Origin of the sequence: Synechococcus sp. C9, assembly GCF_022984075.1 — a bacterium.
Classification (GTDB): Bacteria; Cyanobacteriota; Cyanobacteriia; order Gloeomargaritales; family Gloeomargaritaceae; genus Gloeomargarita.
This window is the reverse complement of sequence record NZ_JALAAD010000001.1, coordinates 2,142,968-2,165,229: the sequence shown is the minus strand read 5'-3', so window position 1 is coordinate 2,165,229 and position 22,262 is coordinate 2,142,968. Positions and strand designations below refer to the sequence as shown.

Below are 22,262 nucleotides of genomic sequence, written 5' to 3'. Positions count from 1 at the left end.
GGTTATGGAGCATATGCCAGCGATTGTGGTGAGTTTGGTGGTGTTTCTCCTGAGTGCGTTGGTGCTCTTGGGGGCGCAGGTGATGGGCAATGGCAATCCGCCCCCGGCGCTGGCAATGACGGAATCCCTACCGGAAGAACAGCCTGCCATCCCCGCGACCCCGGTGGAGGTGAGTCAAAAGCCCAGCACCACCCTGGACGATTGGATCATCACCCCTTCGGGACTGCGCTACCAGGAACTGCAACCGGGGAAAGGTGCCAGTCCGCAACGGGGACAAACCGCCGTGGTACATTACGTGGGCACCCTCGCCAACGGGCAAAAATTTGACAGTTCCTATGACCGCAACCAACCCTTCCGCTTCCGGGTCGGGGTGGGGCAGGTGATCAAGGGCTGGGATGAGGGGGTCGCCACCATGAAGGTCGGGGGCAAACGGCGGTTGGAAATTCCCCCAGAGTTGGGCTACGGGGCCAGGGGAGCGGGCGGGGTGATTCCCCCCAATGCGACCCTCTACTTTGATGTGGAATTGCTGGCAATTCAGCCTTAAACCCCTGATTAACCTCCCTGAATTGCGGTAAAGTTTGGCTTCCAACTGAACCTGATCTTCCAATCACCGAAGCAACTCCAGGGGTATTTAACCCATCCCCAACCACGTCGCCATGCGGTCAACCGCCAACTGCAAGCGAGCCGGGGGATGCACCAGGGCAAACCGCACATACCCTTCTCCCCCAGCGCCAAAGCCCACCCCAGGACAGGCGGCTACCCCAGTTTTTTGCACCAAATGCTGACAAAATTCCAAGGAATTGCCCGCCCATGCCAAGGGAAGCGGTGCCCAAACATACATGGTCGCCGGGGGTAGGGGCACGGACCAACCAATCCGGTGTAAAGCCCTCACAAAGGCATCCCGCCGCTCCCGGAAGGTCGCCACCATCTCCCGCACCCCCGTTTGATCCCCCAACAGAGCCTGGGCACCCGCCCGCAAAATCCCACCGTACTGGTTAAAATCCACCGCCGCCTTCACCCGCCGCAGCGCCAAGATTAACTCCCGATTGCCGATGGCATAGCCCAACCGAAAGCCCCCCATATTATAAGACTTGGACATACTGAAAAACTCAATACTGAGCTGTTTTTCCCGATCCGCTTGCAGTACCGACGGGGGCAAGGTTTCCCCAAACACCAAATCCGCATAGGGGAAATCATGGCACAGCACCAAATCATGACGGCGACAAAAATCCACCGCCGCCCGCATCACCTCCAAATCCGCCACCGCCGCCGTGGGGTTGTGGGGATAGGACAGCACCAACAACCGGGCACGCTCCAAAACCCGGTCAGGAATTTGTCCAAAATCCGGCAAAAACCCCTGTTCCGCCCGCAAACGCAGGGGATACATTTGCCCCCCCGCCAACGCCACCCCCCCCGCATGGGAAGGATACCCCGGGTCAAGCAGAATAGCGTAATCCCCCGGATTCAGCACCGCCAGGGGCAAATGCGCCGTCCCCTCCTGGGAACCAATCAGGGGCAATACCTCCGTTTCCGGGTCAACCGCCACCCCATAACGCCGTTCATACCAGGTCGCCGCCGCCCGCCGAAATTCCTGGGTGCCGTGGAACAACAGATACCCGTGGGTGCGCTGGTCTTGCAAGGATTCGGCGATCACCGCCAAAATCTCCGGGCGGGTGGGCAAATCGGAAGACCCCAAAGAAAGATCGATCACATCCATTCCCTGCCCCACCACCTGCGCCTTTGCCTGATCCATATCGGCAAACACATTTTGCGCCAGGGGAGCCAACCGTTGCGCCAACCGCACCATAAACCCTACCCCGCCAAATGTTGCGTCAAGGCTTGCTGGAGTTTTGCCTGATTCAGCACCCCCTCATGGTTCCAGAGCAATTGCCCCTCCCGAAACAGCAGGAGGGTCGGAATCCCCTCCACCTGGTACTGTTTGACCGTCAGGGGATTTTCATCGGCGTGCATTTTCACCATCTTCAGCCGCCCCTGCCACTGGTCTGCCATCTGGGTCAAAATCTGGGTCATCAACCGACAGGGACCACACCAGTCTGCCCAGACATACACCAGCACCGGTTCTGGGGCTTGTAGCACTTCCGTGGTAAATACCTCATCCCGAATGGGCAGGGGAGCCATAATTCTCCGCAAGTCACAAAATAGTTGCTTATCTATTGTCCTTGATTTTGTTCCCCAGGTGCAAATTCTATCGCCCCAGCCACCGCCAGCTAAAATGCCGCAACCGTTCCCCCCAAGTCGGCGGCGACCAAGGTGTGGTTTGCCATTCCGCCAGCAATTGCCGTCCCAAAGGCGTGAGCCGAAACCGGTCCGTCAACCCCTGCCCATCCACCTCCCGGCGCAGTACCCCCAGGGTGAGTAACCAATCCGTATCCCGTTCCGCCTGCACCAGGGACAACGCCCGCCGGGTATAACCCATCGCCACCGCCTTAGCCCCCACCAATTCTCCCACCGCCACACTGCGCTCTAACATGACGGTCAGCAACGTCACGGTAAAGGGCAAACACCGGAGCGCCAACCGCCCCCGCCGATACGCCAAGGATGCCGGTTCAACGACTAGGTTGCCCATGGCAAATGCTGACGGAACAAATCCCAACGGGAGCAATCCCAGTAATCGATTTGTTGCTTAATCTGCCCCTGGTCATTCAGCGTCAATTCACTGCGCCCGGTCACCACCACCCGGGGTCGCCAGGGCAAGGGTGCCGTCCAACTCATCGTCCACCGGGTGTGAATCACCTGTTCCTGCGGTTCCATCCCATGTAATTCCAGACGAATATTCTGAAACCACGTTGCCAAAAAATGGATCATATCCTCATATTTCTTGCGCCCTTGCACCCGCATCATTGGGTCAGCAAAAGTTATATCTTCCGCATAAATACTATAGGTTTGATTCTCAGGAAACCGGGCGTAATCTTCCCGCAGGATGGTCAAAATATCCATAATTTTTGTATGTGAGGGTGGAATGGTATCGCCCCACCGCCAATCCGAGAATGATTGACCTGAGGAGGGAATTGCGAACCACATCTCATTTTATAACACTGATCTGGGTAACGAGATACCCGGCGGCAGTAAGCCATTTTTGGACACTTGGAATACCGTTAATGAATCATCGGTCGTAGGTCGGGCAACTACTGTCCTTGGTTCTGCCAAAGAACTGTTCACAATTCGGATACAATTATTCTATACTAGAACCGGCAGGATTCCCCAGCATTTACCCGATGACCCTGATTGAAATTATTAACCTCCACAAAACCTATGGCAAAATTACCGCCCTCAAGGGAATTTCCTTAACCGTTCCAGCGGGGGAAATCTTTGGTTTATTAGGTCCCAACGGTGCCGGTAAAACCACCTTGATTCGCTGTTTGTGTACCCTGACCCGACCTGATACGGGGGATATTTTTGTGGCAGGGATTTCCGTTTTGGAACAGCCCCGGCGGGTGCGGCAAAAATTGGGATATGTGGCGCAGGAGTTAGCCCTAGATAAGGTCTTAACCGGGCGGGAACTTTTGCAACTCCATGCGGATATTTATCATTTACCACGGGATTTTGCCCAACAGAGAATTGCCGAAATGGTGAGCCTACTCAACCTGGAAGATTGGGTGGATCGTCGCACGGGGGGCTATTCCGGCGGGATGAAAAAACGCTTGGATTTGGCGATGGGATTATTGCATCAGCCCCAGGTGTTGGTTTTGGATGAGCCGACAGTGGGTTTGGATATTGAAAGCCGCACGGTGGTTTGGGAATTTCTCCGCCGGATTCGTGCCCAGGGCACAACGGTGTTTCTCACTAGCCATTACTTAGAAGAAATTGATGCCCTGGCGGATCAGGTGGCGATTTTAGACCAGGGGAAACTGATCGCCAGCGATACTCCCGGTGCCTTGAAAGCCGCCTTGGGTGGGGAACGGGTGACCCTGAAGGTGCGGGAATTTACCCCCAGAGATGAGGCGGAACGGGTACAAAAAGTTTTACAAGAACTGCATTTTGTCCAGAATGTGATTATCAATACCACCCAGGGCAATTCCTTGAATTTGGTGATTGCACCGACCCCCAACAGCTTGGCAATGATTCAAGAAAAGGTAACGAGCCTCAATTTGCCCGTATTTAGTGTGATGCAGTCCCAACCAAGCCTGGATGATGTCTATCTAGCGGCGACGGGACGAACCTTACAGGATGCGGATTTGGCGGCTAGGGGTGGGTAATTTGTGCTACGGGAAAAATACTTCTAAATACTTCTAAAGGTGAGTTAAAATGGCAAAATTGCTGTTATGCAGTTGAAGTCTCTGGTGAGGGGATCATTGACAATGCCTTGCCTGTATTTCAAGTTAATAGATTAGTGATGTATGATAGTAGAAAAGGGTGATATGGACACTCATATTATTGATGAAGTCATTGAACAGTTGAAAGTGATGCCACAGCATTTACAATGGCAGGTACTTGAATTTGTTCGGGCATTGGCAAAAACGGAAGTGCGAGGTACACCAGGGCAAAAATTGTTGCAGTTTGCTGGCTCCATTCCCGCTGATGACCTTCAGTTGATGCGTGAAGCCATCGAGCAGGATTGTGAGCAGTTAGATGTTGATGAGTGGTAGGTTCTTGCTCGATACCAACATTGTTATTGCGCTTTTTGCAAATGAGGAGATCGTTAAAAACAATCTTGCTCAAGCCAAGCATTGTCATTGGTGAGTTGTGTTACGGAGCCAGAAAGTCAGGGAAAACTCAAGCAAATTTGACAAGAGTGGATGAGTTGCTTGCTAATAGCACAATACTTGTATGTGATGTCAAGACTGCCCAGAGATACGGTGAGGTCAAAAATAAGTTGAGGCGCAAAGGTCGTCCATTACCTGAGAATGATGTTTGGATTGCAGCCCTTGCCCTACAACATCAGCTAATCTTAGTAACACGTGATGCTCATTTTCAGGAGGTTGAAAACTTATCAACAGTGGCTTGGTAACCACTCTGCCGCATAACAATCCGGTTATACTCGACCGTTAAGAGATTGTCTATTGAACATTCAAACCAATCTCGGCGGGTGAAGCAGAACCTTGAGCAACTTTGAGCGATGCGATTCATCAATTGAGAACCTGGGGTTTTCAGGGCACCGCCCCCGGATTTGATATTCTGTAACAATCGCACCATCACCCTTGCGATCAGGATACCAGCGAGAGAACGTTCTGGTAGTGCGCATAAATAGAGGCGCCCCTAATGTCAAGGGTTTTGTAAAAAAAATGCACCATTGAGCGCAACAAAATGAAAACTTTTTTGCCCCCAGAGTGGGTAATAATGCTAGTCGCAACCTGTAGTCCATCACAATGTTTTAGGAGTTGGGCATGAGTCTGAATCATTATCAAGAGGACTTTCTGGGAATTGACCGGTTTTTCCAGGAAGCGGTGTACCACGATGAGACGGATTTGAATGCGGCTTCCACTATCGAAGTGGAACTGTACGAACACGAATGTATGTACCCCACGTTTGCGGAAATTGCCCGTCAGTCCGGCTATCCCGAAATTGGTGCCATGTTTGATGCGATTGCCCGGGAGGAAGGGGAACACGCCGAATTGGTGCGGCAGTTGTACCAGGATTTGGAAGTGACCGATACCCCCCAAACCCTGGAAGCCAAGCGGCTGGTGGCGGAAATTCATGCCCAGATGGAAGTGGTGGCGAATGACCCCCGGGGTCTGCGGCGGGCATTGGAAACCGCTCTGGAAGTGGAAAGCATCGAGAGCGAAAAAACCTATCCGGCGTTTGTGGAATTGGCTCGCAAACAGGGCAAGGAAGAAGTCGCCCGGGTGTTTGAGGAAATTGTCCGTTCCGAAACTCGTCATGCGACTTGGGTGCGGCGGGCGTTGGAATCCCTCCCTGCCCATGTTTAGGGTTCTGGGTGCCTAAAAGTTACCTGAAAATTTTAGGTATTTACGTCTGATTGCATGACCTGCCCCTGGGAATCCCAGGGTTTTTTTGTATTTTTTTATGGGCACCTCTATTTATTTGCATCCATTGGAGGTTATCTGTCTCAAATGCCCATACTAATCGCTGCGCCACGCAGGCTATCGAGAACCATACACCGCAGGTGCTTCTTTGACGGGGGCTACGCCCCTGCGACCTATTTTTAGAGATGCCTTTAGCCGTCCTATTTGATTAACGAACAGAAATTTCCCAGAACCAAGTACGGGGCGGTGCCCTGCGCCCCTCTGTTCCATTCTCATTTAGGATTGCTATATCTTATTTGATTAACAAACAGCAATTCCGCAGAACCAAGTACGGGGCGGTGCCCTGCGACCCTCTGTTCCATTCTCATTTAGGATTGCTGTATCTTATTTGATTAACAAACAGCAATTCCGCAGAACCAAGTACGGGGCGGTGCCCTGCGACCCCTGTTCCATTCTTATTTAGGATTGCTGTATATCTAGCTAAAGCGGGTCAAATCCACCCGATAACGGTCTTTTTTGGTGAGGGTAATTGCCCCGACCACGACCCGTCCCTTACCCCGGATGACAATCGCATCCCCAGTTTTGAGGGCATGGCTGGGTTGGGTGATGGTTTGCCAATTGACCCGCACTTCCCCCTGTTTGATCCAGTCCACCATCTTGGCACGGGAGAGTCCAAAGCCCGCTGAACCCAGGGCATCCAAGCGCAGGGAGGCTTCCACGGTGGTCAGATTTTTGGTACGGGGTTCCGGCACCCGCAATTCCTCCCAGGGCAAGGGGCTGACGGTTACGGGCACGGAGCGCACCTGGGTCAAATGGGTGCAGAGAAAGTCTGCCAGTTCCGGCACCACCAGCACCTGCGCCCCCCGTTCCCCCAGCACCAAAATGTCCCCCACCTTTTCCCGCACCAAACCCGTGCCCAGGATTGCCCCCAAAAAGTCCCGGTGGCTGGCGGGGTCAAACAAAAAATTCCCCGCTACCCCCAACAGGGTCAGGGGCACATCCGTGACGGCAAGGGGGATGTCCGTTGGTGCCACCGCCACCCGCACCCGCTCCGCCTGGGGATAGCCCCCCCACGTACACCATTGCACCGTACTCAAACGGTCACAGTGAGCCTGCACCGCCAGGGCTTCCGGGGGGCTGAGAAAATCACTGACGACCACCTGCCACGTCCGTTCCGCCCGGTCGAGCCAATCCTCTAGCCGTGCCCGCAGTTCCGGCGTTAACCCCATCTCACTCCACAGGCGCTGTGTAGGTGACGATGCCATTGGGCATGATGGTGCCCTTAAAGACCGCATCCCTGAGGTAGGCACCCTCCAGCTTGGCGTGGTTGAGGCTGGCTTCCGAGAGGTCCGCCCGTTCCAAGTTGGTGCGGATCAGTTCGCTCCAGGTCAAATCTGTGGCAGTGAGATTGGCTTGACATAAACTGGCATCCGTCAACCCCGCCCCGCTCAAATTGGCACGGGACAAATCCGCCTGGGATAAATCCGCCTGGGTGAGATTGGTCTGGGATAAATCCGCCCGACTCAAATCCGTCCGGCTCAAATTCGCCCCGGCAAAATTGGCACCCACCGCCACCACCCGTCCCAGGGTCGCCTCCGCCAAGTTCGCCTGCTGGAGGTCAGCCTGCCGTAAATTCGTGGCACTGCGGGGTTCACTGCCCATAGTCGCCCGGTGGAGATTGGCACGGCGCAGGTTGGCTTCGCTCAAATTGGCACCCCGGAGTACCGCCTGTTGCAGGTCGGCACCACTGAGATTACTGCCCCGCAAATTGGCACGGGATAAATCCGCCCCCCGGAAGCACACCCCGCTTAAATCCAAACCGCTCAAATCTGCGCCACTCAAATCCATCTGGCTAAAATCCCGCTGTCCCTCGCTCAACCGTTGCCGCACATCCACCCCGGTCACGGTAGGGCTGGTGGGGGTTGGGGTCGGAGGAATGGTTTGGGGGCGCAGCGTGCCCATCTGTTCCCGGAATTTTTGCCCCACTTGGGACTGGCGTTGCAAACTATTTTTCAACCGTGCCAACCGTTCTTGCACCGACTCTCCCCGCATGGTGGGGGTCACGGTCAGGGTTTCCGCCCAGTGGGGGATCGCCTCCCCCCGCACCCGACCGAATACTAAAAGGGAAGTGACCTCCCCTGCCGCCAATTGGGGCAAACCGGAGCGCAAACAGCTTAAAACTTGGGTGGGGGAAGGAACACTGGCGGCTTCGACCATGATCCGCAGTTGGGCACCATCCAAAATTCCCTGCCCAGTACAATCCGCCGGGGCAAGGGTCGTCCGCAACCAATCAGCTAAATCGGGAGCAGTCATAACCACAGGTAGCAACTCTAGCATAGGTTCTGTGAGCAGTTTCGTACCCCTTTACCGTAACCCTGGGACTGCCCCTGCTCCAATGAACTAAATCACTTGCACCGATACGATGAGATCACGTTTGCTTGAATCGTACCACAGTTGGTTCGCCCTAACCCCACACTAGGTACGGGGGCGGTATCCCCGGAACCGATTTTTAGAAGTGCCCTTGAGTAAACCTGCGGTAATGCAACGCAATACCCTGAGTCACCCCTATCCCTAAGTATTTATTACTTTTACCAGCGGCATCCCAGAATATCTATAAAGTTTATTCTTTTTGCTTGATCCCCGTAGGGTTTAATCCTGCCAGTCCCTAGGATTCTTTAGATTTTCCATAGAATGCCGAAAAAATCCTTAAGAGATTAAAAAAGCTGGGGATCAAGGCAATACCATCTAAAACAGGGTTGAAATTCATTTAATAAAGGGTTGTACGGTCATGCCTTTACCCAGCACGGATTACTTCGGTTCTGCCTGTCGGTGTTGTCGTCATTACCGTCCTGAGGGGCGGCGGGGGGGTCAATGTGGTCTCCTGGGGGTGGAGGTGCAGGCGGATTGGTCGGTCTGCCAGTTTGCGGTGCCGCCTTTTGCCCCTTCCTGGGAACGGATGGAGGGATTGGGAGTGGCTTTGGCGCCAGCGGGTGCTCTGGGGACGGTCGCCGCTCGACCCCATTGACAGACGGGTTTGGAACAACCGCAGGGGATGCGGGGTTAGAGTTTGGGCAGAACCGGGGATTTTTTGGGCTGGCTGGGGGGCGTGCGTTCAGCCATCAGGGTTGTGGGTTCCGGGTCGGTCGGGGCGGGTGCCGGTTCGGCGCTGGGGCTGACGTGCCAGGGGGGAATGGGTTGTTGGTAGAGCCGTGCCTGTTCTTCCCAAGCAATGCCGGGGGCATAGGTGTAGAGTAATTGCCGTAGTTGCAGGTTTTCCTGTTGTTGCCGGTAGCACCGGGCTTCCAATTCCTGCCGTTGTTGTTGTTCGAGGATCAGTGCCGCTTCCTGTTCCTGGAGCCGTTTTTGCTGAAAGGACTGGGTTTGTTCCCACTGGTGCATCTGTTGTTGGGATTGCTGGAGTTGAGCCGCCAGGGTTTCGATTAAGCGCTGTTGTTCGTTGGCGGTCTGTTGACAGAGTTGGAGTTCCTGGAGGAGGCATTCCGCTTGTGCCCGCAGGGTCGCCAATTCCTGGTGTAGGTCGCTCTCCGGGGTAAGTTCGCTGGGATTAAATCCAGGGGTTGGGGTGAAGGTGTGCTCCTGTTGACCTGACATAGTACCTCGATTGGGAATCCCTTATTTTAGCTTATCCTGGGGATAGGTTCTTGACTACTACCTGGGGGATAAGTTTCCTAAAAATTGCCAATTTTATCCCTCATAGAATGGGAACAGGGATGGGGGTTCGTCCTTAGGAAACCAGGGGAACATCCAGGCGGGGAATGGCTTGGATCAAATTTTGCGTATAGGGGTGCTGGGGTTGGTGGTAAATTTGGTCGGCTGACCCGATTTCGAGGATTTGACCCTGGTTCATCACCATGATCCGGTCACTCATAAAGTGAACCACACTCAGGTCGTGGGAAATAAAGAGGTAGGTCAGATGGAATTCGCTTTGTAACTCTTTGAGCAGGTTCAGCACCTGGGCTTGAACGGAAATATCTAGGGCGGAGACGGATTCATCACAGATAAGAAAATCGGGACTGGTGACCAGGGCACGGGCAATGGCCAGCCGCTGTCTTTGCCCCCCGGAGAATTGATGGGGATAACGGGGCAGGGCATCGGCAGTCAAACCCACCCGTTCTAACAATGTAACGACTTGTGCCAGCGCCAAGCGGGGGGACTGGCGGGGCAGGTGAATGCGGAGGGGTTCCAGGAGGGCTTCCCGCACGGTCATCCGGGGGCTGAGGGAACCGAGGGGGTCTTGGAAGATGAGTTGCATCCGCCGCCGCAGGGGCCGGAGTTGGGCGGGGGAATATTGGGTGATCTCCTGACCGTCAAAGGTAATCCTGCCGGTTTGGGGTCGGAGCAGACCCAGGATCGCCCGTGCCAAGGTACTTTTACCACACCCGGATTCTCCCACTAGCCCTAGGGTTTCGCCCCGGTGGATGGAGAAGGAAACTCCTTTGACCGCCCATTGCTCTGGGGGTTGGCGGGGATAGCCCACCTGGAGGTTCTCCACCTGCAACAAAACCGGCTGTTGCTGGAGGTGGCTGAGGCGTTGGGCGTGGGCGGTGGGGGAAATGACGGCGGGGGCGGGGCGATTTTCCAAAACATCCGTCAGGGTGGGGAGAAAAGCGAGGCGGTGGCGGGGGGAGGGGCGGCAAGCCAGGAGTCCCCGGGTGTAGGGATGCTGAGGGTGCTGAAAAATGGTTGTTTTGTCCCCGGACTCTACCACGGTGCCCTGGTACATGACCAACACCTGATCTGCCAAATCCGCCACCACGGCCAGGTCATGGCTGATCAAAAGGGCGGCCATCTGCCGTTGCTGGCACAGGCGTTTCATTAAACTGAGAATTTCTGCCTGAATCGTCACATCCAGGGCGGTGGTGGGTTCGTCCGCCAACAGGAGCCAGGGGTCACTGGCCAAGGCCATCGCCAACATCCAGCGTTGCAATTGCCCCCCGGAGAATTGATGGGGGTACCGGTGCAGGAGGCTGGACACCAGTTCGGGCGGCGCATCCGGGGGCAGGAGTTGCACTTCCTGGAGCAGTTGTACCTGCCGTTGCCGGAGTTGGGCGGGGGTCAGCGTGCGGTGCGCCCGACAGGCTTCAGCCAATTGCCAGCCACAGGCGTACACGGGATTCAGGGAACTGGCGGGTTCTTGAAACACCATCCCCATGGCCCGCCCTCGATACTGGGGCCAGGAGCGGGGGGTAAGGGTACGTAAATCCACCGGGGGTTGCTGGGGAGGCGATAATTCTAGTCGTTCCGCCTGGACGGTGCCGGGGGCTGGCACCAACCCGATGAGAGCCAAGGCGGTCAGGGATTTGCCCGACCCGGACTCCCCGACAATGCCCAACACCTGCCCCGGCGCCAGGCTAAAGGACACGCCCCGTACCGGCGTATGCCCGGGGAAATGGACTGCCAAATCTTCCACGATGAGCAGGGGCGGCATGGGGTGCAGCGAAGGGGTGGGGGTTAACGCCTAAATTAACGCATAATTAAAGCATTCTCCGCCTGAAATGTGTCGGTATGAATTCCAATTCCACCCTGGCTTTGGCACCCCTGACCCCACCGGAGGGCTTGCCCCGGCTCGGTCGTTTGCAGGTGTACACCGCCCCCCAGCGCACTTTTTTTGCGGAGGTGATGGCTTTGGCGATCCGCAGTGCTGGGCATGGGCAAAGGGTATTGATCGTGCAATTTCTCAAGGGGGGCATCCGGCAAGGTCTGCAACACCCCATGAAGTTAGTACAACATCTGGACTGGATTCGCTGTCCGATTCCCCGCTGTGTGGATACGCCCGATGTGCAGGAGGAGGAAGCCCAGGCTATCTATCAGCTCTGGCAGGCGACCCAAAACCTGGTATTGAGCGGGCAGTACCAATTGGTGGTTTTGGATGAACTGATCCTGGCGGTGCATTTGGGGTTGTTGGGGTTGATCGAGGTGGTGAGTTTTTTGCACCAACGCCCGCCCATGATTGATCTGATCATCACCGGCACCACCCTCCCGGCGGAAATTTTAGCCCTGGCGGATCAGGTGACGGAATTGCGCCGCCCTGGGTAGGGGATCAAGTTTTATAAAAACCAGCCGTAGCTGTGTAAGCCTTTGCCCAAAAAATTCACGCCTAAATAACACACCCAAACCACCCCAAACCCCACGGTCGCCAGAATTGCCGGTCGTCGCCCCTGCCAATCCCGGGTAATGCGGGCGTGCAGATAGGCGGCAAACACCAGCCAGGTGATCAACGCCCAGGTTTCCTTCGGGTCCCAACTCCAGTAGGAACCCCAGGCTTCGTTCGCCCACACCCCCCCGGAAATGATCCCCACGGTCAACAGAGGGAATCCCAGACCAATCACCCGATAGCTGAGATTGTCCAAGGTTTCCGCCAGGGTCAACCGCTCCGGGGTCAGGGTAACCTTAACGTCATTCCGAGTCAGCACCGCCGTGTTACCATCCCCCACTGCCAGGGGTTCTTGGGGTGCGACCCGTTGTAGCCGGTAAGCCCCCGTGCCCACGGAACTGCCCCGCAGATGCACCGCCTGCCCCCGGGTCACCACCAAAAAAGCCATCGCCAGCAGGGAACCCACCAACAGGGCGGCATAGCTGAGCATCATCACCGAAACGTGCATCATCAACCAATTGGACTTGAGCGCCGGCACCAGGGGAGCCGACTGTTGCATTTCCGGGGGCAAAGAAAGGGCCGCAAACGCCGTCACCCCCAGGGCAACCGGTGCCGTCACCCCCCCCACCCAGGCACTCCCACTCAGCCGTTCCGCCACCAAATGCACGGCGGTCATGCCCCAGGCTAAAAAGAACAAAGATTCATACAAATTACTTAATGGGAAGTACCCCCCCTCCACCCAGCGGGCAATCAGCAGGGCGGCAATCGTCCCATTGGCTAACCCCATCCCCAGCGTGCCCCATTGGGCAAACCGACCGGCAAATGCCAAATTCACCCAATACACCAAGGTGGTCACCAGCAACAGGGCAAAGGCAGTATTATCCAAGATATTTTCTAAAATCAACAAACTCATAGGGGCATCAACACAGGTTTCGCAACATTTTCTATTATGACAGTTGGGCAAGTTCTGGGAATGGGGGAGGGTCACAGTCCTGGGACTGGCTCATTTTATTCCCAGCCCTATCCGAATCTTGGTTCGCCAATTAGATAGGATTGCCGTACCATAGGCGAAAAATCCTGGATGACCGATGTTGGATTTCAACAAACTGGCGGGACAATTACCCGACCTCAGCCGCTACCTGACCGAGGAAACCCTGGCCAACCGGCAAAAACTTCAGGTGGCCCAGGAATTACTCCGCCAGGCCATTGACCAACAACCGGATTGGTTGGAACGCATGGAATCCGCCGGGTCGGGGTTGGGCTTTTCCCCCGCCGTCCCCCTCGAACCCCTGACCACCCGGGTAACCATTCCCCCGGCCCCCCCCGTCCATACGGTGTTGGCGACCGATGGCTCCCAAATTTCCCCCAGTCACCACGAAGCGGTGTACTGCTATTTGATTAACATTGGCTATGTACTTTTGCATTATGGTTCCGGGCGTTTACCCCGCTTGGACAGCATACCTGAGGTATTTTATCAACCCCAGGATTTGTATCAATGCCGCCAATGGGGAATACGGACGGAGGAATGGCTGGGGCATCGGCGTACCCAGTTAGAGGCGACCATCCTGGCGGAACTGGCGACGGATTGGCGGGGGGCGGGACTCCCGGAACCGACGGTGGCACTGGTGGATGGTTCCTTGACCTATTGGTTTTTGGAGGGTCTGCCCGCTCCGGTACGGTCGTTGATTTTGACCCCCATTTTTGAGGCATGGCAGGTCTGTCAACGCCTGGGCGTACCCCTGATGAGCTATCTGAGTGCGGGGCGTTCCCTGGAGGTGATGAATTTTCTGCGGTTGGGCTTGTGTCCCCATCTGGTGCCGGACTGCCAGAGCCACTGCGACGGGCATACGGAGGGTGCCCCCTGCGACAAACTCAAACCCCTGCGGGACACGACCTTGATGCAAACCTGGTTGGAACCAGGGCAACGGGGCCCCCTGTGGCGGAGTACCCATCGCATTTTGGAGCATTACGGGGAGCAACAGGTTGTATTTTGTTATGTAAATGTTGGGACAGAAATCGCCCGTGTTGAGTTTCCGGTTTGGGTGGCGGCAGAAAAAAAATTACTCGACCAGGGCTTAAGTTTACTCCTGGCGCAGGTGGAGAAGGGGTACGGGTATCCGGTGGCGTTGGCGGAAGCCCACAATCAGGCGGTGGTGCGGGCGGGGGACCGGGCGAGGTTTTTTGCCATGATTGAGGAGCAACTCCAACGCAGTGGCTTGGGGCAACTCCTACCTTCAGCGAAAGAGAGCCGCAAACGGGAAAGTTTAGCCTAGAATTTGGTTTGATTCATCACCACCCTTCAACCATTTTTGCTGGCATCATCCCCGGATTTGGCTTCCAAGGCGGGGGGGTCTTCCATCGCCTGGGCTTCCCGCTTAAATTCATCCTCAAATTCCCGTGCCGCCCGCTGAAAACTTTTCACCGTTTTCCCCAAACTGCGGCCAATCTCCGGGAGCTTACGAGGGCCAAAAATTAATAACGCCACCACCGCAATTACCCCCAACTCCGGTAGCCCCATGCCAAAAATATTCATCGTTCACGTTCCCCCATAACAGGGGTCAGCGGGATGCGCCAACCCCTTTGGATTTTTTAGCCCCGCCAATCCACTTTGAAGGTTTCCAGGATCAAGGAAGAATTGTAAATCTGCAAAATGATCAGCAGAAATACAAAAAATAAACCCATAAACACCGCCATCAAAGGGGTGGTGCCCCAACCCGGGGCGACTTTGCCGTATTCGGAATTGAGGGGGCGCAGGATGTCCCCCAAACGGGTACGCATGGCCATAGGGTTCAGTTGCTATTAAGTTCCTGTAACATTATAAAAGTACCCTGACTCGGATGAACCTCTCCCTATGGAATCTGCAACAGTTTTTATTATTTCTGTGGCTACCGTCGTGATCGCCTTGACGGGTTATGCGGTGTATGTCGCTTTTGGCCCCCCGTCGCAAGTCCTGGATGACCCGTTTGAAGACCACGAAGACTAGGGTTAAATGAAATTAATTTTACTTACAACGTAAATCATAGTGACGGGTAATCCCTTAAAATAACCTAGTGAGCTTAAGGGTAGGTCGGGCATGGGACGGACTGGGTTGGGAATTGTCACAGCGCAACGGCGGCAGGAGCGTCCCGTCGGGCAAATCCATGTGTATGACGGGTTGGGCAAGGGGAAATCCCAGGCGGCTTTGGGGGTGGTGTTGCGCTCGATTGGGTTGGGGATCAATACGGGTAAGCAGAACCGGGTACTGTTACTGCGGTTTCTCAAGGGGCCGGGGCGGGTGTACGACGAGGACGGGGCGATTGAAGCCCTGGAGCAGGCCTTTCCCCATTTGATTGACCAGGTGCGTACCGGGCGGGCGGAATTTTTTGGGCCAGAGGAGATCACCGCCTACGACCGGTTGGAGGCGGAACGGGGCTGGCACATTGCCAAGGGTGCGATTTTGTCGGAACTGTACTCGGTGATTGTGCTGGATGAGATTAACCCGGTGCTGGATTTGGGGTTACTGCCGGTGGCGGAGGTGGTGGAGGTTTTGGCGGAAAAACCCGAATCCCTGGAAATCATTGCTACCGGACGGGCGGCTCCCAAGGAGTTGATTGACATTGCGGATTTGCATTCGGAGATGCGCCCCCACCACCATCCTACAGCGGAACAGTACGGGATTACGGGGATTGAAATTTACACCGGGGCGGGCAAGGGCAAGTCCACCAGTGCCCTGGGTAAAGCGTTGCAGGCGATTGGGCGGGGGATTCGTTTGGATTTGTCCCATCGGGTGTTGATTTTACAGTGGCTCAAGGGCGGGTCGGGGTACACCGAGGATGCGGCCATTCAGGCTCTGCAACACAGCTATCCGAATTTGGTGGATCACCAGCGCTGTGGCCGGGATGCGATTGTCTGGTGGAAAGAACGACAGGAATTGGACTACGTGGAGGCGGAGCGGGGTTGGGAAATTGCCCAGGCGGCGATCCTCTCCGGGCTGTATAAAACGATTATTTTGGATGAATTAAATCCTACAGTTGACCTGGAATTACTCCCCCAAGACCCGATTATCCAAACCCTATTACGCAAACCCCAACATACGGAGGTGATTATCACCGGCCGATGCCGTCAACTCCCCCGCTATTTTGACCTCGCCAGTGTTCATTCGGAAATGGTCAATCACAAACATTACGCCGAGCGGGGGGTGGATTTGAAGCGGGGCGTGGACTATTAGGGGATGATTCATTGAGATTTAATGGAGATTTAATTGGGATAATTTTTTACCAAGTTGTCACCTAGAAATAGCTTAGAAATAAATCAAGCATTGGGATACAAAAAAATCCCCTAGCTCTCGCCAGGGGAGGGGTGCAACCGGCTACCTGCCGTAGTTAGTTACAAGCTACAATTAGCTAGTCGCTTCCACCAAGGCCGGTTTGAACACTTGGGTTTTCACCTCTTCCGCTTTCGGTAACGTCAAGGTCAAAATCCCATTGCGGTATTCGGCTTTACTTTGGTCGTGGGCCACCGGTACGGGCAGGGGAATCACCCGTTGGAAACGGCCATAACGCAATTCGGTACGCACGGTGCCTTTGTCTTCTTCCCGTTTTTCAAAGCGATGTTCCCCGGCAATTTGCACCGCTTCCCGGGTCACACTCACGTCCAGGTTGTCTTTTTCCACGCCAGGAATTTCGGCTTTCAGGATCAGGGCATCGGGGGTATCTTGCAGTTCCACCGCCGGAATCCAGTCCACACCCCGGCTGACCTTGCCGTCATCATCCCGGCGCATCATTTCATCAAACAGGCGATCCATCTGCCGCCGCATGGCTTCCAATTCCCGGAAGGGGTCATTCCAACGTACTAACACCATACCACTACCTCCTTTGACAATGGTTTTCAGCATCGGGCGCATCTGCAGGTCAGCCTTCGCTTTAACCTGCTAATCTTATTGTGGAATAGCCGACCGCTTGGTCACAGCGTTGGAAACCGTAATTGGAACGGGGAATAACCGAAATTCCCTCCAGCAGGTTGGTATGGAATCTTTGGTGCATGTTTACACGCCATTAATTATCTGGACAGGGCTGGGGTTGCTGACCCAACGCTGGTTGCCGGAATTGTTCCCGCAGATATTGGGGCGAACCTTGTACTGGGTGGGGGTGCCGGTGCAGATTTTTGCCCTGGTACGGCATACGAACTTTCAGGGGTTGGTGTGGGTGGTGCCCCTGCTGACCTTGGCGGTGTTGGGGATCAACCTGGGGGTGACCTGGGGGGGCGTGCGCTGGTGGCTGCAACCCTTGACGGCGGCGCAACAGGGCAGTGTGGTGTTGGCAGGCACCCTGGTCAATACGGGGTTTATCGGCTTGGGGGTGGTGCCGGGGCTGGTGGACCCCCAGGTGTGGGGCTGGGTGGTCAGCTACAGTTTGACGAATAATTTACTGGGCACCTATGGGATTGGGGTACTGGTGGCGGGGTATTTTGGGGCGCAACAAACCCCTGGGGGCTATAACTGGAAAAAAGTCCTGCTGGTGCCGACCCTGTGGGCATTTGCGCTCAGTTATTTTTGCCGTTCGATCCCGTTTCCCGGCTGGCTGGAATGGGGTTTGGATCAGAGCGTGCCGGTGGTGATCAGTGCCGCTTTTGTCCTCACGGGCTGGCGGTTGTATCAACTGGGGTTTAACCGGGGCTGGCATTTGGCGGGACTGCCGACTTTGGTGCGGATCGTGGTCATGCCCCTGCTAGTGGGGGTGGGGTTGACCCTGTTGGGTCTGCGGGGGGAGCAACGGCTAGCCCTGGTGCTGATGGCGGGGATGCCGACGGCGATGGCGACCCTGATTTTGGCGGAGGAACATCAACTCAATCGAGACATTATAGCCGCCACCATTGCCCTTTCCACCCTCGGCATTTTGTTCCTAATTCCCCTGTGGTTGTGGTGTTTTCCCTAGGGGGGTTGCCCCATGTCCCACCTTACTCAGGCCGTGGATGGTTTTTTCCCAATAAAATGGCTTGGTAAAGAGTTGCCACAATGCCATATAGGAGGCCGCCGAATGGAGCAACCAATAGACTGGATTCAATAGGGCATAAAGGGTGAGATTGTAATATTTGCGGCGAAATACGGCGATCATATTTAGGTAAATGCCAATGCTATTGCCCAGGATTAAATTAAACAAAGAAACATACAACATCCAGCCGGGAAAAAGTTGTTCCAACCAGGCCGCCCGGGAAATGGCCGCATAGATAAAAAACAACCACAAAATGGGATTGCTCAAGAAACAGACAATCGTGCCACCGATAAAAAATTGATAGGCCAACCAATTACCCAAGCCCAAGGTTTTCAGGGATTTCCAGGGGTCCCGGTTATGCACCAACCAGGTTTGCATATACCCCTTGATCCAACGGGAACGCTGGCGAATCCAATTTTTTAACCGACAATTGGCCTCCTCATAGGTCGTGGAATCAATCACCCCCACCCGATAGCCCCGTTGGCTGGCACGAATGCCCAAATCCGCATCCTCCGTGACATTAAACGGGTCCCAGCCCCCCAATTCCATCAGCCGGTCCGTGCGGAAATGATTGCTGGTTCCCCCCAAGGGAATGGGCAGGCGCAAACTATCTAAACCAGGTAACAAATAATCAAACCAATAGGAATATTCCAGGGTAAACATGCGGGTTAAAAAATTTTCATCCCGGTTGAAATAATTCAAGGCGGCTTGCACACAAACCAAATCGGGGGAGCCATGCCGAAAGGCTAAAATGGCTTTTTTCAGTTGGTCAGGATCGGGGATGTCCTCCGCATCATAAATCGTCAGATATTCCCCCTGGGCAAACGCCAAACCGTAATTACAGGCTTTGGGTTTGGTCTTGGGTTTACTATCGGGAATGTAAATGAAACGGATGTAATGGGGGGGATGGGCGGCTTTGGCGGCTTCAATCGTTACCCGGTCTTTTTCTTCTAATAGTAATAATACATCTAATTTCTCATGGGGATAGTCCAACTGTCCCAAACCCTTAATCAGCATAGAGACAATTTCCGGTTCATTATACACAGGTACTAAGATGGTATAAATAGGCAATTCGTCATCGGTGAGACTAGCAATTTCCGCCGGTTCCACATAGTGTTTCCGATCCACCGCTCCCACCAAACTCAAGAGCATTTTGAAGCCAATCGCCGTTACATAAAATAAATTGACGATAGACATGACCAGGGAAAGGGTAAACGAAGTGTGGTTCAACAGCCCCCACAAAAACAGCACCAAGAGGATGTAAATGGACAAAATCTGCGCCGGGGTAAACACCTGAGCCGCCGACTCCCGGGGCGAACGAGCCGCCAACCGATACACCGCCTGCCAACTAAACAACTGCCGGAAGACCCCATCTACAAGATAGGTAATATCGCTTTCCGTGCCGAGAACTTTCGTGATTTCCACCCCAGGAAGTTGTTTGTGAATTTGGCTATCTACCCGCATATCCAAGGGGTCTTGCACCATCACTAAAAGGGTATCTTCATCCACATAATGGAGGGGAATAAATAACTGATTGGTCATGAGTTTCGGATCAAACCGATGGACGAGGTTTTCATCCATTGACCAAAGGGGTGTACCAATCAAATTAGAATAGGAAGGACACCCAGTTAAATCCACTAAAATATGAATCAGTTTTTGGGGTTTAATATAGTTCAAACGGGTGAGAATTTGCCCAATGGGTGAGCCAGTCCGCCGGTAAATTTCTAAAATATCTTGCCACTGTTGTGTAGTAATTGCTCCCGATTGAACTAACTGTTTCCCCAGGTTTAACTGCACCACCAATCGGGTGATTTCGACACTGGTAGCCAACAGGGGGCTGAAATTAACCCGTGTCCAGATGTGTTGCACAATTGACTTGGCGTGTCGATAACTCCGTTCTGTGACTGCCAGCACCAGGGTATGGGCATCCTGCCAAGCACAGGGGAACACTTCGGCATGACTCCAATAGGCGGGGGGGCGAATCCGGGCAATTCCCAAGTCCAACCGATGCTTTTGTGCCGCCAACCAATCTTTAAGTAATTCCACCTGGTTGACTTGGGACAATACGGTAATATACCGATTTTCGTTCATAATGCTCAATTCTTTCAGAGCTGTCCCCAAGCTACAACCCTTTTGGTGCTGATAGGAGCGGGCTTGGGCGAGTTGGTCGGGGGTGAGACAGCCCCTCTGAACCAAAAAGGTCGGGTCGAAGGCGAACACGATGTTAGGGAGCGGGGGGGGTAGGGGGTTTAGCTGGACGACCTAACCGTTGGTACAATCGCCAGGCAAGGATGCCACCGAGGACGAGAAATAATCCCAACAGCACCCAACGATAGCGGCGCAGGAGTAACCACCAATTTAACTCATCGGGATAGCGCACCTGCAAGGTGTCCCCAGTCAAATCCCACACATCAAAACTGCCCTGGGGCGTGACGGTCGCCACATTCCCCTGCAATTGATTCACCAAACCCGCCACCGGGTCGGACAAAACTGACCCTGTTTGGTCAACCACCTGAGATTGATCCCCCCACCAGGACAGCCAGAGGGTAGGAACGCCCTGATGGAAAAACGCCTGCAACACCCCGATACTAGCCGTGGGTTCTGCCTGGAGCAAAACTTTTTGGTTCATGGGGTTGAGAATTTCAAAGGTTTGCCCCAACCGGATGGGACTATTGAGGGGGACTGCCGGAGTTGTCCCCAACAACCGCCACTGGGGACGCTGGGGCAAATTTCCCCAATTTTTCACCTCGCTAGCCGGTAGGAGTTCGGGCAATAAAGGTCGCCTGCCACTGCGGCTGAGCATTCCCAACACCTGCGCCGTCCCCGCCACCAGAGCCGGATTCTCCATATCCACCACCACCTGTCCCTTACCCAAAAAGTCCTGGGGCACATCGTCGAAATTTCCCTGGGGACGTTGATACCCGTTCCAATCCAGGTAGGAACTGCCCAACACCTGCACGGTCACCGGACGGGGAAAACGGCAATACTCCTCTTGCGCCACCGTAAACACCACATCCAGGTTGTTGGTGCGTTGGAGACGGGCATCGGGCAAGACCAGGGTGGTATTCAGTTGGGTCTGGGTACCGACATTGAAACTATTGATAAACGTGCCGTTAAAGAAAATCTGGGCACTCATGGCACTGCTATCATCCTTGCTCATTTGGGTAAAGCCAGACCGCAATGCCAGGGATAAATCCTGGGGACGACCCCCCAACTGCGCCAAATCAAACGTCAGCCGGAAACTCTGGGTTCCCAAACCGGTTTTTGCCGTTTCATTCCAGCCCAATTCGCTAAACAACCGCCGATTCCGCAACCGCTCGGGTGCCGCTGGGTCAGAATTAAGAACCTCTACCCCCGGTGCCATAAACGCTGGTTCCGCCTGCGCCAGGGACTGCACCACTGCCGGTTGCGCCCGTACCCGTAGGACATTGCCCTGCCGTTGGATATTGGGCGCTTTTTCCTCCTGATGCAACACCACGGCGGCTTCCGTATCGGGATTTAACTTGAGCGATGCCACATTGCCCCGATGCCAAACAACCGGCACCCGAGAATCCCGAAACCGGTAACTCAACACACTAAACAGCCACAACGCCGCCTGGGTCGTGGGGGCATCCATCGGTTCCGGCACCGCCAGCACCACCCGGTCGTAGGTCGGGCGAAACCAATAATTCACCGGCGTATCCCCTTCCGTTTGCACCAACCGGAAAAAACTATCTTCCCCTACCGTCAAAAATAAATTCCCCGAAGCCACATCATCACAAAAATCCTCAGAAATTTGCAAAAAACTTTCCAACCCTACGAAGAGAAACCGTTCTCCCGGCGGTGGTAATTGGAGCGGAATTTTCACACTTTTTTGCGGCAATAAATCTTTTACTTGAATCACCCGCACCGGGCGACCATTGAGAGAAATCCGCACCGCAGAATTGGGTTTCAACACGGGGGAAGGTGCCAGTTCCAACTGCACAAAACTCTGCTTCGTATCCAGATTCCTGCCAAACAAAGGAATACTCACCCCAAATTCGGGATTGGCTCCCCGCAGAACCACCGGGCGAGTATAGCCCAGATTGCGAAAGGGAATGGTCTGCACCGTGCGCTTGGGTTGGCTCCACCCCGGCAGGATTCCCAGCACCAGCCAACCGCATCCGATTCCGAGACCCCAGCACCAACGCATGATCACTGCCACTCCCACAAGAACACTACCTTGTTTTACCAGATTGTTCCTAACAACAAGGC

Annotated in this window: 24 protein-coding genes; 10 read left to right on the top strand and 14 right to left on the bottom strand. The window is 54.6% G+C overall.

Translation table 11 applies throughout. The features are described 5' to 3' along the window. Positions 1-4 precede the first annotated feature (4 nt). On the top strand, positions 5-544 hold the full coding sequence (locus MLD66_RS10630; protein ID WP_339396978.1) for an FKBP-type peptidyl-prolyl cis-trans isomerase: 540 nt from the start codon (positions 5-7) through the stop codon (positions 542-544). An 87-nt stretch (positions 545-631) separates the two neighbouring features. Here the strand turns inward: MLD66_RS10630 and MLD66_RS10625 are convergent, their stop codons facing one another. The 4 genes from MLD66_RS10625 to MLD66_RS10610 all read right to left on the bottom strand — a co-directional run bounded on the left by MLD66_RS10625 (position 632) and on the right by MLD66_RS10610 (position 2,958). Continuing rightward, positions 632-1,807, bottom strand: a complete 1,176-nt coding sequence (locus tag MLD66_RS10625) for an LL-diaminopimelate aminotransferase (RefSeq protein WP_247217696.1) — start codon at positions 1,805-1,807, stop codon at positions 632-634. 5 nt (positions 1,808-1,812) lie between these two features. Beyond that, a complete protein-coding gene (locus tag MLD66_RS10620; RefSeq protein WP_247217695.1) occupies positions 1,813-2,139 on the bottom strand; it encodes a thioredoxin domain-containing protein in 327 nt (108 codons plus the stop codon). A gap of 67 nt (positions 2,140-2,206) precedes the next feature. Further along, positions 2,207-2,587 (bottom strand): Npun_F0494 family protein, encoded by a 381-nt coding sequence (locus tag MLD66_RS10615; RefSeq protein WP_247217693.1) that lies wholly within the window; start codon positions 2,585-2,587, stop codon positions 2,207-2,209. Next, positions 2,575-2,958 (bottom strand): DUF2358 domain-containing protein, encoded by a 384-nt coding sequence (locus MLD66_RS10610; protein WP_247217691.1) that lies wholly within the window; start codon positions 2,956-2,958, stop codon positions 2,575-2,577. The genes MLD66_RS10615 and MLD66_RS10610 overlap by 13 nt, the downstream gene beginning before the upstream one ends. Positions 2,959-3,227: 269 nt before the next feature. Here MLD66_RS10610 and MLD66_RS10605 point away from each other — a divergent pair, with 269 nt between their 5' ends. From MLD66_RS10605 to MLD66_RS10595, 3 genes are all read left to right on the top strand, one after another. Continuing rightward, a complete protein-coding gene (locus MLD66_RS10605; RefSeq protein ID WP_339397037.1) occupies positions 3,228-4,217 on the top strand; it encodes an ABC transporter ATP-binding protein in 990 nt (329 codons plus the stop codon). Positions 4,218-4,379: 162 nt separating this feature from the next. Further along, positions 4,380-4,607 carry a hypothetical protein gene (locus MLD66_RS10600; RefSeq protein WP_247217687.1) on the top strand — a complete coding sequence of 76 codons (228 nt, stop codon included), beginning with the start codon at positions 4,380-4,382 and terminating at the stop codon, positions 4,605-4,607. Between the two features lie 738 nt (positions 4,608-5,345). Continuing rightward, positions 5,346-5,888: a rubrerythrin family protein gene (locus tag MLD66_RS10595; RefSeq protein ID WP_247217685.1), complete on the top strand. Its 543-nt coding sequence runs from the start codon at positions 5,346-5,348 to the stop codon at positions 5,886-5,888. Between the two features lie 533 nt (positions 5,889-6,421). On the opposite strand, the gene MLD66_RS10590 is transcribed toward MLD66_RS10595, so the two are convergent. Both MLD66_RS10590 and MLD66_RS10585 read right to left on the bottom strand, forming a co-directional pair. Then, positions 6,422-7,174, bottom strand: a complete 753-nt coding sequence (locus MLD66_RS10590; RefSeq protein WP_247217683.1) for a photosystem II S4 domain protein — start codon at positions 7,172-7,174, stop codon at positions 6,422-6,424. Between the two features lies 1 nt (position 7,175). After that, positions 7,176-8,258: a pentapeptide repeat-containing protein gene (locus MLD66_RS10585; RefSeq protein ID WP_247217681.1), complete on the bottom strand. Its 1,083-nt coding sequence runs from the start codon at positions 8,256-8,258 to the stop codon at positions 7,176-7,178. A 475-nt stretch (positions 8,259-8,733) separates the two neighbouring features. On the opposite strand from MLD66_RS10585, the gene MLD66_RS10580 reads away from it, so the two are divergent. Further along, positions 8,734-8,970, top strand: coding sequence for a hypothetical protein (locus MLD66_RS10580; protein ID WP_247217678.1), 237 nt, complete (start codon positions 8,734-8,736; stop codon positions 8,968-8,970). A gap of 35 nt (positions 8,971-9,005) precedes the next feature. Here the strand turns inward: MLD66_RS10580 and MLD66_RS10575 are convergent, their stop codons facing one another. After that, positions 9,006-9,557 (bottom strand): hypothetical protein, encoded by a 552-nt coding sequence (locus MLD66_RS10575; RefSeq protein ID WP_247217676.1) that lies wholly within the window; start codon positions 9,555-9,557, stop codon positions 9,006-9,008. 133 nt (positions 9,558-9,690) lie between these two features. Then, complete coding sequence (locus MLD66_RS14530; protein ID WP_281438454.1) at positions 9,691-11,394, bottom strand: ABC transporter ATP-binding protein; 1,704 nt, start codon at positions 11,392-11,394, stop codon at positions 9,691-9,693. A gap of 77 nt (positions 11,395-11,471) precedes the next feature. Between MLD66_RS14530 and MLD66_RS10555 the strand changes: the two genes are divergently transcribed. After that, a complete protein-coding gene (locus tag MLD66_RS10555) occupies positions 11,472-12,002 on the top strand; it encodes a cob(I)yrinic acid a,c-diamide adenosyltransferase (protein ID WP_247217674.1) in 531 nt (176 codons plus the stop codon). A gap of 11 nt (positions 12,003-12,013) precedes the next feature. On the opposite strand, the gene ccsB is transcribed toward MLD66_RS10555, so the two are convergent. Then, positions 12,014-12,973, bottom strand: coding sequence for a c-type cytochrome biogenesis protein CcsB (ccsB, locus tag MLD66_RS10550; protein WP_247217672.1), 960 nt, complete (start codon positions 12,971-12,973; stop codon positions 12,014-12,016). A gap of 175 nt (positions 12,974-13,148) precedes the next feature. Here ccsB and MLD66_RS10545 point away from each other — a divergent pair, with 175 nt between their 5' ends. Further along, positions 13,149-14,333: a DNA double-strand break repair nuclease NurA gene (locus MLD66_RS10545; RefSeq protein WP_247217670.1), complete on the top strand. Its 1,185-nt coding sequence runs from the start codon at positions 13,149-13,151 to the stop codon at positions 14,331-14,333. A gap of 26 nt (positions 14,334-14,359) precedes the next feature. Here the strand turns inward: MLD66_RS10545 and MLD66_RS10540 are convergent, their stop codons facing one another. Then, positions 14,360-14,593 (bottom strand): TatA/E family twin arginine-targeting protein translocase, encoded by a 234-nt coding sequence (locus MLD66_RS10540; RefSeq protein ID WP_247217668.1) that lies wholly within the window; start codon positions 14,591-14,593, stop codon positions 14,360-14,362. A 56-nt stretch (positions 14,594-14,649) separates the two neighbouring features. After that, complete coding sequence (gene psbH / locus MLD66_RS10535; protein ID WP_247217666.1) at positions 14,650-14,844, bottom strand: photosystem II reaction center protein PsbH; 195 nt, start codon at positions 14,842-14,844, stop codon at positions 14,650-14,652. 67 nt (positions 14,845-14,911) lie between these two features. On the opposite strand from psbH, the gene psbN reads away from it, so the two are divergent. Both psbN and MLD66_RS10525 read left to right on the top strand, forming a co-directional pair. After that, positions 14,912-15,043: a photosystem II reaction center protein PsbN gene (gene psbN, locus MLD66_RS10530; RefSeq protein ID WP_247217664.1), complete on the top strand. Its 132-nt coding sequence runs from the start codon at positions 14,912-14,914 to the stop codon at positions 15,041-15,043. 90 nt (positions 15,044-15,133) lie between these two features. Continuing rightward, entirely contained in the window at positions 15,134-16,267 is a 1,134-nt protein-coding gene (locus MLD66_RS10525; RefSeq protein WP_247217662.1) for a cob(I)yrinic acid a,c-diamide adenosyltransferase, read from the top strand. A gap of 171 nt (positions 16,268-16,438) precedes the next feature. Here the strand turns inward: MLD66_RS10525 and MLD66_RS10520 are convergent, their stop codons facing one another. Further along, entirely contained in the window at positions 16,439-16,900 is a 462-nt protein-coding gene (locus MLD66_RS10520; protein ID WP_247217660.1) for an Hsp20/alpha crystallin family protein, read from the bottom strand. A gap of 163 nt (positions 16,901-17,063) precedes the next feature. Between MLD66_RS10520 and MLD66_RS10515 the strand changes: the two genes are divergently transcribed. Beyond that, positions 17,064-17,972, top strand: coding sequence for an AEC family transporter (locus MLD66_RS10515; RefSeq protein ID WP_247217658.1), 909 nt, complete (start codon positions 17,064-17,066; stop codon positions 17,970-17,972). Here the strand turns inward: MLD66_RS10515 and MLD66_RS10510 are convergent. Both MLD66_RS10510 and MLD66_RS10505 read right to left on the bottom strand, forming a co-directional pair. Beyond that, the gene (locus MLD66_RS10510) at positions 17,940-20,249 is read right to left on the bottom strand and encodes a glycosyltransferase (protein ID WP_247217656.1); all 2,310 of its coding nucleotides are present in this window, start codon (positions 20,247-20,249) and stop codon (positions 17,940-17,942) included. The genes MLD66_RS10515 and MLD66_RS10510 overlap by 33 nt on opposite strands. 4 nt (positions 20,250-20,253) lie before the next feature. Continuing rightward, complete coding sequence (locus MLD66_RS10505) at positions 20,254-22,200, bottom strand: cellulose biosynthesis cyclic di-GMP-binding regulatory protein BcsB (RefSeq protein WP_247217655.1); 1,947 nt, start codon at positions 22,198-22,200, stop codon at positions 20,254-20,256. Positions 22,201-22,262 lie beyond the last annotated feature (62 nt).